Raw genomic sequence first — 13,681 nt, forward strand, 5'->3', positions numbered from 1 at the left:
TTCGGCGCGATTCGCTGGTGTCCAAAGGTCGCATTGCGCGCGGCGTGGTGGTCGATTCCGCGTTGTGGGCGCTGTGGCAGCTGCGGTCACTGTTGCCGCTGACGGTGCCAAAACATTGGCGCACCGGTGATGACATCGTGGTGCTGATTCCCGGGCTGGCAACAAATTGGCGGTTTATGTGGCAGCTGGGTGATGTGTTGGCGCACGCCGGTTTTAGGGTGGAGGTGTTGCCGCAGCTGGGTCGAATGACCGCGGATGTGTCGGATCTTGCCACTGAGGTGACGCGTGCGCTGCGTGCGAGTGGGCGGGAGCGTCCGGTAGTGCTCGTGACCCATTCAAAGGGTGGGCTAGTGGCCAAGCGCGTGCTGCTGCGCGATCCCGAATGTGAGTTGGTGGCGGGCACAGTCACGCTATCGGCGCCGTTCCAGGGCGCGGTGGCGGCGAAGCTGGTGCGGGGCGAGTTTCGTTCGCTGCGGAATGTGGTGATGATGCGCCCTGGCACTCCGTCGACGCTTGAATTGGCGGGGCGGTCAGAGGCGAATTCGCGGATCGTGACGATTGCACCGCTGATTGACGAGATCGTGGGGAGGCGCGGTCCGCTGCCCGGGGCACGGAATATTGCGGTGAGTGTGATTGGCCACAATCGGCTGCTGGCGATGCCTCGAGTGCAGCAGCTGGTAGTCCGCGAGGCGCGCCGGCTCATGCAGCCGGGCCGGTCGACAGACGCGAACGCTCCTGAGCCGTCGGGTCGCTAACGGCATTCGCGCGCAGTGCCGTCCACGACTCCCAGAGCTGTTTGAGATCGAGGGCTTGCTCAGCGTTAATCGAAACTCCGCGCTCGCCAGTGCGCCGAACCCTGCCACGAATCAGCAGCAGCGGCGTTCCGAACAGCACCTCGCCAGAGCACCGCTGGGCATCCTCAAAAAACGTGGTATCAGCGCATCCGCTACCGTCATCGACACTGATAAACACCACCCGCTTGCCGGTGCGCATCGGCGGTGTTTGAGTGGCAACCCGCACCCCGGCAACGGCGACTTCGGTGCCACCGCGCAGCTGCCCGAGCTCGCTCGCCGCCGTAACCCCGAGCTCGTCAAGCAGCGGACGATAGCCATCGATCACATGCTCGCTGAGATCGAGCGCCAAAACCTCGAGTTCGGCGCGAACTCGCTCTCGCCTGCTCATCCCAGGCACGCCAGAACGGGCCACAACCGGTGGCTGCTCGGCCGCGAATTGCAGCGGCAGCTCGAGCTCATCGGGGCGCCGCTTGCGCTGTGGCCGCCGGCGGCGCGCACGAATCTCGGTGATGAGCTCGCCCCGCGTTGGCCGTGACGGTTCGAGCGAATCGAGCGCACCCACTATCGCCAAATTTTCGGCAAGCGGCCGCGAGGGGCGGGCCCGCTCAAAAAAATCTCCCAGCGAAGTGAACGGCTGCTCGGTGAGGATGCGCGCCAGCTCGGCCCGGGTGATACCGCGAACATCACTGAGCGATAGCCGCAGGCCAAGATCCCCCGAACGGGTCGCGGCGCCGGGCGGGGTGTCTTGTATCCGCTCCACCACCACCCGGTCGGTAGAGCGAGACACATCGAGCGGCAAAATCGGAACGCCCATCCGGCGCGCATCCGCGAGGATGAGCCGCTTGGGATACATCCCGGGATCGTGAGTGAGCAGCCCCGCAAAAAACTCGGCGGGGTAGTGGGTTTTGAGCCACGCTGATTGCCAGGTGGGCAGCGCAAACGCGGCGGCATGCGCCTTACAAAACCCGAACGAACCGAACCCCTGCAATACCTCCCAGATGCGGTCAATCTGTCGATCAGTGAATTTTCGACGCCCATGCACATCACGATTCGCCGCCGTCTCACGGCGAAAGCGCTGCTCAATCGACGCCCCGCGCTTCTCCATCAGTCGACGCAGCTCATCGGCCTCGGCAAGATCAATTCCCATGCACTCGTGCAAAATATGCAGCACCTGCTCGTGATAGACCACCACCCCGTAGGTTTCGGCAAGAAACGGCCGAAAACTGGGGTGCAGCCATTCGGGCTGCGCAAACCCGTGCTTCACGTCGAGAAACGGGCCCACCATATTGCCCTTCATGGGGCCGGGGCGAAATAGCGAAATATCGGCGATGAGATCGTCATATCGATCGGGCTGCATCTTGCCGATGAGCTCGCGCTGGCCGGGAGACTCAATTTGAAACATGCCGAGCGTGTTGGTTGAGCGAATCTGCTCAAAAGTGGCCTCGTCAGTTTTCGGAATCTCATCGATCAGCAGTCGACCGCCGGTAGTCACATAGCGCGCATCGGGCGGCAAACCGCCCCGCACCGCGGCCTGCGCGCCATGGATGCGCTCAACCTCATCGAGCGCGTACGCGATTGCCGACTGCATCCGCACCCCCAGCACATCGAGCTTGAGCAGCCCCATATCGTCAATATCGTCCTTATCTAACTGGCTCATCGGGAAGGTGGCGGTGGCCGAAAACTCGGCACCACTGGGCTGCACCGGGGTGGTAGACAGCAGTGAATCGTTGCCAATCAGCACCCCGCAAGGATGCATCGACAGATGCCGGGGGAGACGGTCAAGTCGCGCGGCCAAATCGATCAGCAGGTCGATATCGCGATCTTGCTGTGCCTGGATCGCGAGATTTGCCAGTTCGGGTTTTTCTTGGAGCGCCTGCCGGAAAGCACCCGCATCGAAACGCCACAGCGATTTGGCAATCGCGTCGATGCGCTCGGGTGCGATCCCGAGCGCAAGCCCGGCGTCGCGAGCAGCGCCGCGCGCACGATAGGTGGAGTGCATCGAAAGCAGTGCGGTGCGCTCGCGGCCGTAGCGCTGAAAAATCATGCGATACACATCGTGACGGCGGGCCGATTCAACGTCGATATCAATATCGGGCAGAGTTGAGCGGCGGCGCCCCAGGAAGCGTTCAAAAAGCAGCCGGTGTTCGAGCGGGTTGACGTTCGAGATACGCAGCAAATAGTTGACCAGGCTCGATGCCCCCGAACCTCGCGCCTGGTTGCGTACGCCCATTTCATGGATGGCATCGGTGACATCGGCAACGGCGAGAAAATAGGTGTCAAAACCGAACTCGCGGATAGTGGCTAGCTCTTCGCCCAGGCGATGCTCAATCAGGCGCCGTTCGTGGCTGCTCGCATCGGGAAACCGCTCGGTGATAGCGGCCCGAGTGCGCTGTTCGAGCACCAGAGCCGGGTCGCCGCGGATGCCGAGCACCTCGGGTTCGGGCACCTTGGGTTGCTGCCAGCGCAGATCGGTTTCGGGATCAAGCTGGCAGCGTTCGGCAAGCTGTTCGGTGGTGGCGAGCAGCCGGTCGGCTGCTGCGGTGCGTAGTTCGGTGCGGGCCACGATCAGCTCAGCAAGCGCCCGCATCCGAGCGGGTGGTTTGAACCAGGCCTGGGCGTTGGGTTGCGGCACAAAAGCACCGAGCGGCTGAAGCTCAACAGCCGAGTCGAGCACATCACCGGTGAGCGCGTCGTCGGGTACGAGATAGCGCACCTGGTTGGTGAGTACGGCCGGCACCCGGTGCCGGTGCGCGAACTCGAGCATGGTGGCCGCGTGCGCGAGCGAGGCTCGTGTGCCCGGCTGGGTGAGGTGGCACACGATTTCAACGGCCACTGCGCCGGGCAGCTGCCGCTGCCAGTTTCGAAGTCGGCTGACCGCGGTGTCGGTGTCGCCGGCAGCGAGCGCGACTCCAACATCAGAATCGGGGCCGAGCAGCACGGCGCCAAGCGGTTCTCCGGAACTGTCGCGCAAAAATGGGGCAAACCTCCCCACCGGCAGCTGCGGTAGCCAATTGCGTCGAGCGGTGATGGCAGCGCCACGCGGGGGAGTGTGCGCGGCTGAAACCAGCCGGCACAGCCCCGCCCAGCTCTGCCCCGCGAGCTGCCCGTGTGCGAGCACGGTGGCTCGAACGCTATTACGCCGTGACGCCGATGTGTCGTCTTTGGCGGCGCTGAGCCGAAGGTCAACGCCCACGATCGGCGCGAGGTTCGCTTCGATACAGGCGCGAATGTGGCGCACGGCCCCGTATAGACCGTCACGGTCGGTGATGGCGGCAGCCCCGGCTCCCGCTTCGGCGGCCGCCCGCACAAATTGCTCGGGTGCGGCGGTGCCGTATTGGGCCGAGAACGCGGACGCCACATGAAGATGGGTGAACGCAGACATTTCAGGCAAACAACCGGCGCTCGAGCTCATCATCCCATGCCTGCATCAGCCGCCAGCCATCAGCGGTGTGCGCCAGGTCAAAAGTGCCGTCAAGCTGCAGCTCGCTACCAAGCGGCACCGCATCTACCCGCCACATTTCGCGCTCAAGTGACCGCATCCGGCCGCGCGGTGCGCGCCGCACCTCGAGCCACCAGCGCTCGCGGTCAAACCACAGTTCGGGCGCGGTCACCACCCCGTAGCTCACCCCGCGCCAAATAAACCGCACCGGGGCTCCCCGTGGTGAAAGCTCGACGCTGACCGGTTCTTCGATGATCATGACCCACCCCATCTTTCGAAAATATGTTCGAAAAAATCGTAGGGTGAGCCTACGACATTGTTCGCGGTGGTGCTAGAGCGAAATCGATGCCCGCGCAGCGGGCGCGCAAAACGGCCCCGTCACGGGGGTGCTGTGTGCGACGATTATTCGCCGGTTACCTCGGGTGATTTGGGGCGCGCGATCCGTCGGTCGCCGAGTGTCCGTGAGAGTGCCGCCAGATCGGCCGCATCCTGGTCTTCGTCGATCAGTCCAGCCTGAGCGAGCTGCCAGGTGAGATCGGCCCCGTTCGGGCCGGTAATCCACGGTATCGGCAGTCGTGACCGCCAACGCGCCGAAGATGAAGCAGTGCTACCGGCGAGCACCGATTCGGTGTTTGACAGCTGTCGAATCGCCACCGCGAGCACCGATTCAGGATACTGAGTGGCAAACTCGCCATAGATCGCCTCATCGTGCTGCCCATCATCACCAATCAGCAGCCATTGAATGTGGGGGAACTCTTCGGCCAGCCGGCGCAAACTGGTGCGCTTGTGTTCGGTGCCCGAGCGAAAAAGTCGCTTGGTGGTGGGTCCCCAATCGGTGAGTAGTAGCGGTCCGAAGGGGTAGAGGTTCCGCGCAAAAAAGCGCGAGAGCGTCGGCGCCACATTCCACGACCCGGTCGACAGATACATAATCGGGGTCGAGTCGCTGCCAAAAGTTTCAATCAGGCGCTGGTAGAGCACATTCATCCCCGGTACCGCAGCGCGGGCGTGCTCATCGAGTACGAAAGTATTCCAGGCCGCCAGCAGTGGTCGCGGCAGTGACGTGACCATCACCGTGTCATCCACATCCGAGATCAGCCCGTATCGCTGCTGCTCCGAAATAATGAACACCTGTGCGGTGGTCACCTCGTCATCGGCGCTGATGAGTTCAACCTCCTGCCAGCCCGGTTCAAGCTGAGCGGGCAGTTTGCAGTCGATAATGCCGCCGCGATCGGCCTCCACCAGATGTTCCACACCGTTGACGCGGATGCGAACCTCGCCATAGGGCACGGCAACCCGCACAAAACTCCGCCAGCCGCGCACCGACTTTTCTTTGCGCCGCTTACCGAAGCGCAGTGAGGGGAACCGCCGACGCCCAGCCCGTCGCACGGCGACCGGCACCATTTGCACGCGGCCAAGCACTCGCACCCAATCGGTTGAGCCATAGCCGAGATAGGCCTCTACTGCTGCAACGTGTCCGCGTCGACGAGCGTGGCCCATTCGGGCGCGTTTAATCGCGTCCTCGATTTTGAATGCGTTGTTGACCAGCAGGCGACTCACTGGCAGGTCTGCCAATCGTTCACGCAGTGAGATTGAGCGGCGGGGTTTGAAAAACACCCAAACATCCTCGCATGTGGTGGATAACGGCGGGTTTCGTGCCGAACAAACTGCCGATCTATCACTGGGAGATAGGAACGATGAGCCGGGCATCATTTTCGCGCACATTGCCCACCCGGCGATCTACGCGGTCGATTCGCAATTGTGCCGCGCGCGTTTCTGCGCGGTGGGCGAATTTGGCGACGAGTTCACTGTCACCGGGATGCGCGGGGTTGAGCCACTGGGACAGGTCATCGTGATTGAGGAACACCGGGATGCGATCGTGTAGTTCAGCGAGCGGGCCCGCTGGTGACTGGCGGGTGAGAATTGTGGCGCTGAGCAGCCATGAGTTGTCGGGGCGTTGCCACCAGGCATAGAGCCCGGCAAATAGCAGCAGCGACCCGTCGGCGGGATGAATATAGTGCGGCTGTTTGCTGCCGTCGGCGGCGGTGCGCCACTCGTAGTAGCCGTCGGCGGGAATTACTGCGCGACGTTTGCGCACCGAGTCGCGGAAAGTGGGTTTTGCCGCTGCCGATTCGCTGCGGGCATTGAAAGCTCGCACGGCGACCGTTTCATCTGCCGCCCAGCCGGGCACGAGTCCCCACTTTGCCGATTCCAATCGCCGGTGGCGCGTGCCATCCTCATCCATCGTGTCGACCGCCACCGGGATCTGGGTGGTGGGCGCAATGTTGTATGAGATCGGTGCCGGATGCTCGGTGACAATATCGGCATCCAGTTCGGCTGCGAGCTCGGCGCTGGCTCGAGCCACTACAAAACGACCACACATATTGCCAGCCTACGCAGCCGCTCGCAGCGAACTGTGTGAAACTGGTTGGATGCTCAACGACCTCATTGACTGGCTGATCACCTCGGTGCAGGCCATCGATCAGGGGTGGCTCATTGCGATCGCCGGGCTGGCGATTTTGCTTGAGACGAGCCTGTTTGTGGGGCTGCTCGTTCCCGGCGATAGCGTGCTGTTGTTGGCTGCAACCGGGGTGACCGGGTGGGGGAGCTGGGGCGCGCTGGTGGCAGCCGCGATCTGCGGGGCGCTTTTGGGAGAGTCGATCGGGTTTGCGCTTGGTCGCTGGATCGGCGGGCCGCTGCGCAACTCGCGAGTCGGGCGGCTGATTGGAGAACGCAATTGGGAGCTGGCCGAACGCTATCTGCAGCGTCGTGGTGCGCTCGCGATTTTTGTTTCTCGTTTTTTGCCGGTGCTGCACTCGGTGGTGCCGGCCGCGGCGGGGATGGCGGGGATGCCGTACCGACGCTTCATGACGGCCACGATTCCCGCCTGCGTGCTGTGGGCGCTGGTGTATGTGTCGGTCGGGTCGGTTGCGGCGGCGAGCTATGAGGTGATCGGTAGCCAGCTCAAATGGGCCGGCGTGGTGTTTGTCGGGGTTATTTTGTTGTTCGTGCTGGTCTCTTGGTTGGTGCGCCGGAAATTGCAGCGCACGGTGGAGTCGGAGACGTGAATCGGCTGGTGCGCAGCAACTCCGGCTGGTGCCGCGACAACTTTGACCGCAGTATTTCTACTTAGTGAATTTTTGGCATTTCGCTTGACATCGAGTGAAGTGCCAAAGTTTTTGCGCAGATTCATCTTGATATCGAGATGATTGGTGTGTTGTTTTGCGATAAATCCCAGGTCAGGTAAATGAATCGCATTGCCAAGCGGCTGTCTTTGCAAGCTGTGAATTTGGGCTAATATTTGTTGTAGTTCGCTGTGAGTAACCCACTTGCGCGAAAAACACTGCGGCAGTACGACTTGCAGTCTGGAGGTCTCTGTGGAATCACTACTCGACCCGCTTGTATTGTCTCGATGGCAATTCGGGCTTACCACTATCTACCACTTCCTGTTTGTGCCGATCACGCTGGGTATGGTGCTCGCGGTTGCGATCTGGCAGACGGCGTGGACCCGCACCGGGAAGGTTGTGTACCTGCAGCTGACCCGCTTCTTCGGCAAGATGTTCCTCATCAACTTCGCGATGGGTATCGTCACCGGTATCGTGCAGGAGTTCCAGTTCGGGATGAACTGGTCAAACTACTCGCGCGTCGTGGGCGACATCTTCGGCGCACCGCTCGCCTTTGAAGGGCTGCTCGCCTTCTTCATGGAGGCCACCTTCATCGGACTGTGGATCTTCGGTTGGGACCGGCTCAAGCCGCGCGTACACCTCGCAACCATCTGGCTGACCGTTGCCGGTACCTGGATTTCGGCCTACTTCATCCTCGTGGCAAACGCCTTCATGCAAAACCCCGTCGGCTACGAGTTCAACCCGGCCAACGGCCGAGCCGAGCTCGTCGACTTCGGTGCCGTGCTGCTCAACCCGGTTGCGCTCTGGCAGCTGCCGCACACGCTGACCGCCTCGGTCATGCTGGCGGCCACCATTATCGTGGCCACCGCAGCCTGGCACCTCAAGCGCGGCCAGCACATTGAGACCTTCCGTCCCGCACTCAAGTTCGGTCTGTGGGCCGTGCTCATCTCGGGCATTGGCATCATGCTCTCGGGCCACGGCCTCGGTATCGCGATGACCGAAACCCAGCCCATGAAGATGGCCGCTGCCGAAGCGATCTGGGACAGCAAGACTGGCGCTGACGCATCCTTCTCGCTCTTCTCAATCGGTACCCCCGACGGTTCCGAAGAAGTCTGGTCACTGCGCATCCCATACCTGGCCGGCTTCCTCGCCACCAACACCTTCTCGGGCACGGTTGAAGGTATTAACGACCTGCAGGCCCAGTACGTCGAAATGTTCGGCCCCGGCGCCTACTACCCGACCGTGTGGATTACCTACTGGTCGTTCCGCTGGATGATGTTCTTCGGCTTCCTGGCCATGTTCGTCGCCCTCATCGGCCTGATCGTGACCCGCAAGGGCTACGAAACCAAGCCGTGGATGTGGAACGTCGCGATTGCGAACGCCACCATGCCACTGTGGGGCATCATCATCGGTTGGATTTTCACCGAGATGGGTCGCCAGCCGTGGATCGTGTTCGGTCTCATGAAAACCGAAGACGGTGTCTCGCCCAATGTGACCGGCCTCACCGTGCTGCTGTCACTGATCGGCTTCACGCTCGTGTACGGCATCCTCGCCGTGGTCGAAGTGAAGCTGCTGCTCAAGGCCGCCAAGTCTGACCCCATGCAGGTGGAAAAACACACAGACGGCACCGTTGAGTCGGTTGAAAACGTCAAGGTGAAAGCGAGCGTCTACTAATGGATCTGAATATCCTCTGGTTCTGGATTGTCGGTTTCCTCTTCATCGGATACTTCGTTCTCGACGGATTCGACTTCGGTGTGGGAATCGCGCTGCCGTTCATCGGTAAAGATGACACCGACCGACGCATCCTGATTAACACCATCGGCCCCATCTGGGACCTCAACGAAACCTGGGTCATCGTCGCCGGTGCCTGCCTGTTCGCTGCCTTCCCCGAGTGGTACGGCACGATTTTCGCTGGCGCCTACCTCGCCCTATTTGTCATCCTGCTCGCACTGATCGTCCGTGGTGTCTCGTTTGAATACCGACACCAGGGCAAGGGCGAACAGTGGACACGCTGGTTCGACTGGATGATTTTCTGGGGTTCGGCGATCCCGGCCCTGCTGTGGGGTGCCGCCTTCGCCAATATCGTTCGCGGTATGCCGATGGAGCAGCTGACTGCGGGCGGTATCGACACCACCGGCGAACTGCTGTTCAACTTCAACTACACGGGCACGTTCTTCGACTTGCTCAACCCCTACGCACTGCTGGGCGGTTTGACCACGCTGGCGCTGTTCTTCTACCACGGTCTGGTGTTCATCACCCGCAAGACCGACGGCGAACTGCGCGACCGCGCCAAGCAGACCGCCACCTACGTGGGCCTTGCGGTTGCCGTGCTGGCTATCGCCTTCCTGGGCTGGACGGTAGTTGCCTACTACAGCGTGCCGACGCTCATCTTTGCCCTGCTGGCAGTGGTGGCTTTCGTCGGCTCGTGGCTTGTCAACCTGAAGGGGATGGACGGCTGGGCATTCGGGCTCGCGGTCGTCACCGTGATCGGTGCCGTCGCCGCCCTCTACTCGACCCTGTTCTTCTCGCACGGTGGTGAGCACCTGCTCATGAAGAACCTGACCGAGGGTGGCCTCGACATGACCATCTACAACGGTGCGGCAAGCGACAAGACACTCGGCATCATGAGCTGGGCGTTCTTGGTCATCATGCCCTTCGTATTGGCCTACCAGGCCTGGTCGTTCTGGGTGTTCAGCAAGCGTCTGCGCCGCGTCGATTTCGAGCGCAAGGTGGATGCTGCCGAAGTCGAACACGAACCGGCTACGGCCTAATCTGCCACAGTGCAAACCGCCCGCGTGTCCAAACGGATGCGCGGGCGGTTTGCTTTTGCGGCGCGGTTGTTACCAGTGGTTCGACCGCCGGCCATGAGCTGTGCGGCTACAGCTCACGGAAGATAGGCTGGGAGCATCGTGAAACCTCTTGATCCTCGACTGCTGCGCTACGCGAGTGCATCGCGTTCGTTCCTCGTTATCGGGGCCATACTCGGGCTCGTGCAGACCGCCGCCATGATCGGGTTTGCCTGGTGCATTGCGGTGGTGGTAACTCGGGCGATCGCCGGGTATCGGCTGCCCGAGCTGCTGTCGGTGTTGGCAGTAGCGCTCGGCTGCGTTGCGGTGCGGGCGCTGGCACAGTGGGGCACCGAGCTCGCCGGTGCTCGGGCCGCAGCCGCCGCAAAAACGCAGCTGCGCGGCCAGGTGATGAGCGCAATCACACAGCATCCGCGCATCCTCAGCGGCCGCTCGAGTGCAGAAATCACCACCCTCACCACGCACGGCCTTGACGCGCTCGACCCCTATTTCGGGAAATTTTTGCCGCAACTGCTGCTCACCATGATCGCCACCCCGCTATTGATTGTCGTGACCTGGTTCCACGACCCGGTTTCGGCAATCACCGAGGTGCTGACACTGCCGGTGATCCCCGTGTTCATGATCCTGATTGGGCTCGTCACCACCCGCGTACAGCGCCGCCAGCTCGACTCGCTTACGAAGCTCGCGAACGCTTTTCTCGAACTGGTTGAGGGACTTTCGACGCTGAAAATTTTTGGTCGAGCCAATCGGCAGCGCGACCGGCTGCAACACATCACCGACGATTACCGCCAAGACACCCTCAAAGTGCTGCGAGTGTCGTTTTTGTCGGGATTCGCGCTCGAACTTTTCGCCTCACTATCGGTAGCGCTGGTCGCGGTGCAGATCGGTATTCGTCTCATCGACGACGAAATGCCGCTGCTGGTGGGACTGTTCGCGCTCATCCTCGCCCCCGAAGTTTTTGCACCGCTACGCCAGGTGGGCGCGCAATTTCACAATGCATCCGAGGGGGTGGCAGCCGCCCAGCAGGTGTTTACGCTGCTCGAAGCAGGAGCCGAAGGCCAAACCGATACGCGCGCTGTCGCTGCGGCAACAGGCGCGGGGGATGCTTCAGGGCTGCAGCTGCGCAATGTGCACGTTGCCTACGGCGAGCACACGGTGTTGCACGACTTTAGCGCGAGCTTCAAGCGCGGCGAAATAACCGCGCTCAGCGGCGAATCGGGCGCCGGTAAATCGACCCTGTTTGGCTACATCATGGGCCAGATTGACGGCGAGGGAGAGCGTCTGCTTGATGGGCAGCCACTCGCGGCCGCGGATGCGGCGAGCAAAATTGCCTGGATGGGGCAGCGTGCGGGACTGCTGCAGGGGACAGTGCGCGAAAACCTCGCACTTGGTGAAACGGTAGCGAGCGATGATGAGCTGCGGGAGGCGCTGCAGCTGGCAGATCTCGAGTGGCTCTCGCTTGATCTAGAGCTCGGCGTGGGTGGTAGCGGGCTTTCTGGCGGCCAGGCGCAGCGGCTCTCGCTCGCGCGCACCATCGCCCGTGCTCGCGCTCGAAACTGTGCGGTGGTGCTGTGCGACGAACCCACCAGCGCACTCGACACCGAGCGCGAACAGACCGTCATCCGGGCTCTGCGCGCCCTGGCCGACGAAGGGCGGATCGTGGCGGTTATTAGTCATCGCCGCGCAGTAACCGATGCCGCCGACCGGTTGCTCACGCTGCAGACCCTCGCGGTGGAGGAGCGCGCATGAGCAACAAACAGTCGGCACTTTTTGACCGCATCCTCGAACTTGCACCAGATGAGCGGCGCGTCCTCGGGCTCGCAATGCCGCCGCTGCGGCGGTTTTGGCCCACGCTCACTTGGGGGCTGCTGTGGGCGATTTCGGTAGTCGCGCTGCTGGCAACGAGCGCCTACCTGATTACGCGCGCCTCGCTCATCATTCATATTTTGTGGCTTGGTATCGCGATTGTGGCGGTGCGCATGTTCGCGATCGGCCGCGCAGTTTTTCGCTATCTGAAGCAGCTGTTTGGGCACGATGCTTCGCTGCGGCAGCTCGCGGCGATTCGGGTTGGGCTCTACGAGCGGCTTTTGCCGCTGGCTCCGGCGGGGCTTGGGCGAACCCGTCGCGGTGATCTGCTCACGCGGCTGGTTGACGATGTTGACGAGCTGCAATTTTTGCCGATGCGGGTGGCCGAGCCCATCGTCACCTCGGTGCTGGTTTCAGTATTGGCGGTGATCGGGGTATCGCTCGTGTCGCTGCCGGCTGGGCTGACGCTGCTGGTGTGCCTGGTGGTGTCGTTTGTGGTGGCCACATCGGCACAGCTCGCCATCTCGGGCCGCCAAGACCGTGAAATTGCGCCGCTTCGCGCCCGCCTGGGTGATCTGGTGCACGACACCATCGCCAACCACGAGGTGCTGCGCGCCTACGGCGCACTCGAACCGCAGCTGGCGCGGATGCGCGCGGCCGATGAACACCTGCGCCGGGCCCTGCAGCGCTCGGCCGCAGGGTCGGGCCTCGTTGCCGGTGCCATGACCCTGTTTTCGGGCGTGGCCGTTGTGGGGGCGCTGTTTTGGGGCGTCAACCCGGTGGTCGGGGGAACGCTCATTCCCGAACTTTTGACACTGATTGCGCTGGTGCCGATGGCGCTATTTGAGGTGTTTGCGCAGGTGCCGCAGGCGGTTGCCGCCTGGCGTAAGGTGCGCGTGGCCGCGCAGCGCATCGCCGAGGTGGCACCGGAAACAATTCCCGCCGAAATTCCACAGCCGGGTGGTGGCGGTGCATCCCTACCAGCGGGGCCGCTGCCGATTTCGCTGCGCGGGGTCGCCGGTCGCTGGCCTGGTGCGGCGGATTCGGCTTTTGCCGCCCTCAATGTTGAGATTCCGGCCGGGGCGAGGATGCTCGTGTCGGGTGATTCGGGTGCCGGTAAAACCACGCTCGCCAACCTGCTCGTGCGGTTTATTGATTACACCGGCAGCTACCGCATTGCCGGGGTAGAAGCTCGTGAGATTGACGTCGACGAGCTGCGCCGAGGGGTCGGGCTTATCGAACAGCAGGCGCATATTTTTAACGAGTCGATCCGCCAAAACCTGCTGTTTGCGCGTGATGACGCCACCGATGCTGAGCTCGAAGCGGTGCTTGAGCGCGTGGGGCTGGGTGAGTGGATGCGCGCGCGTGGCGGGCTCGATGCTGCGGTTGGGGAGCGCGGCTCGCTGGTGTCTGGCGGTCAGGCGCAGCGCATCGCGCTTGCGCGCGGGCTGCTGGCCGACTTCCGGGTGCTCGTGCTTGATGAGCCCACCGCCAATGTTGATCCGGGCCGGGCCGATCAGCTGATGGCCGACCTCGTTGCGGCAGCCGGCGAAGAACAGACCCTGATCATCATCAGCCACACCCCGATCGACGAGACACTCATCACCCAGCGTCTCCGGTTGGGGTAGGGAGCCTCGGCTATCTTGGCCATTCCACGGCCAAGTGTGTGTTTGGAACACATACAAACGCGGTGAATGTGTTGCACTGCCACGT

10 protein-coding genes are annotated in these 13,681 nt (G+C 62.4%); 6 read left to right on the forward strand and 4 right to left on the reverse strand.

Annotated elements, in window-relative coordinates; all coding sequences use genetic code 11:
- Window positions 1-44 precede the first annotated feature (44 nt).
- Window positions 45-755, forward strand: coding sequence for an esterase/lipase family protein (locus tag PV375_RS02200; RefSeq protein WP_332105959.1), 711 nt, complete (start codon window positions 45-47; stop codon window positions 753-755).
- Here the strand turns inward: PV375_RS02200 and PV375_RS02205 are convergent.
- From PV375_RS02205 to PV375_RS02220, 4 genes are all read right to left on the reverse strand, one after another.
- On the reverse strand, window positions 700-4,176 hold the full coding sequence (locus tag PV375_RS02205) for a DNA polymerase III subunit alpha (protein WP_442903917.1): 3,477 nt from the start codon (window positions 4,174-4,176) through the stop codon (window positions 700-702). The genes PV375_RS02200 and PV375_RS02205 overlap by 56 nt on opposite strands.
- Before the next feature lies 1 nt (window position 4,177).
- On the reverse strand, window positions 4,178-4,492 hold the full coding sequence (locus PV375_RS02210) for a DUF6504 family protein (protein WP_332105961.1): 315 nt from the start codon (window positions 4,490-4,492) through the stop codon (window positions 4,178-4,180).
- Window positions 4,493-4,635: 143 nt separating this feature from the next.
- Window positions 4,636-5,847 carry an App1 family protein gene (locus tag PV375_RS02215; protein WP_332105962.1) on the reverse strand — a complete coding sequence of 404 codons (1,212 nt, stop codon included), beginning with the start codon at window positions 5,845-5,847 and terminating at the stop codon, window positions 4,636-4,638.
- 61 nt (window positions 5,848-5,908) lie between these two features.
- The gene (locus PV375_RS02220) at window positions 5,909-6,613 is read right to left on the reverse strand and encodes an SOS response-associated peptidase (protein ID WP_332105963.1); all 705 of its coding nucleotides are present in this window, start codon (window positions 6,611-6,613) and stop codon (window positions 5,909-5,911) included.
- Window positions 6,614-6,662: 49 nt separating this feature from the next.
- Between PV375_RS02220 and PV375_RS02225 the strand changes: the two genes are divergently transcribed.
- The 5 genes from PV375_RS02225 (at window position 6,663) to cydC (ending at window position 13,596) form a co-directional block, all read left to right on the forward strand.
- The gene (locus PV375_RS02225) at window positions 6,663-7,298 is read left to right on the forward strand and encodes a DedA family protein (protein WP_332105964.1); all 636 of its coding nucleotides are present in this window, start codon (window positions 6,663-6,665) and stop codon (window positions 7,296-7,298) included.
- 309 nt (window positions 7,299-7,607) lie between these two features.
- Window positions 7,608-9,029 (forward strand): cytochrome ubiquinol oxidase subunit I, encoded by a 1,422-nt coding sequence (locus tag PV375_RS02230; RefSeq protein WP_332105965.1) that lies wholly within the window; start codon window positions 7,608-7,610, stop codon window positions 9,027-9,029.
- Complete coding sequence (gene cydB / locus PV375_RS02235) at window positions 9,029-10,126, forward strand: cytochrome d ubiquinol oxidase subunit II (RefSeq protein WP_332105966.1); 1,098 nt, start codon at window positions 9,029-9,031, stop codon at window positions 10,124-10,126. The genes PV375_RS02230 and cydB overlap by 1 nt, the downstream gene beginning before the upstream one ends.
- Before the next feature lie 138 nt (window positions 10,127-10,264).
- On the forward strand, window positions 10,265-11,911 hold the full coding sequence (cydD, locus tag PV375_RS02240) for a thiol reductant ABC exporter subunit CydD (RefSeq protein WP_332105967.1): 1,647 nt from the start codon (window positions 10,265-10,267) through the stop codon (window positions 11,909-11,911).
- Window positions 11,908-13,596 carry a thiol reductant ABC exporter subunit CydC gene (cydC, locus tag PV375_RS02245; protein WP_332105968.1) on the forward strand — a complete coding sequence of 563 codons (1,689 nt, stop codon included), beginning with the start codon at window positions 11,908-11,910 and terminating at the stop codon, window positions 13,594-13,596. The genes cydD and cydC overlap by 4 nt, the downstream gene beginning before the upstream one ends.
- The last annotated feature ends 85 nt before the right edge of the window (window positions 13,597-13,681 follow it).

This window comes from Gulosibacter sp. GYB002, assembly GCF_036577665.1.
Lineage (GTDB): Bacteria > Actinomycetota > Actinomycetes > Actinomycetales > Microbacteriaceae > Gulosibacter > Gulosibacter hominis.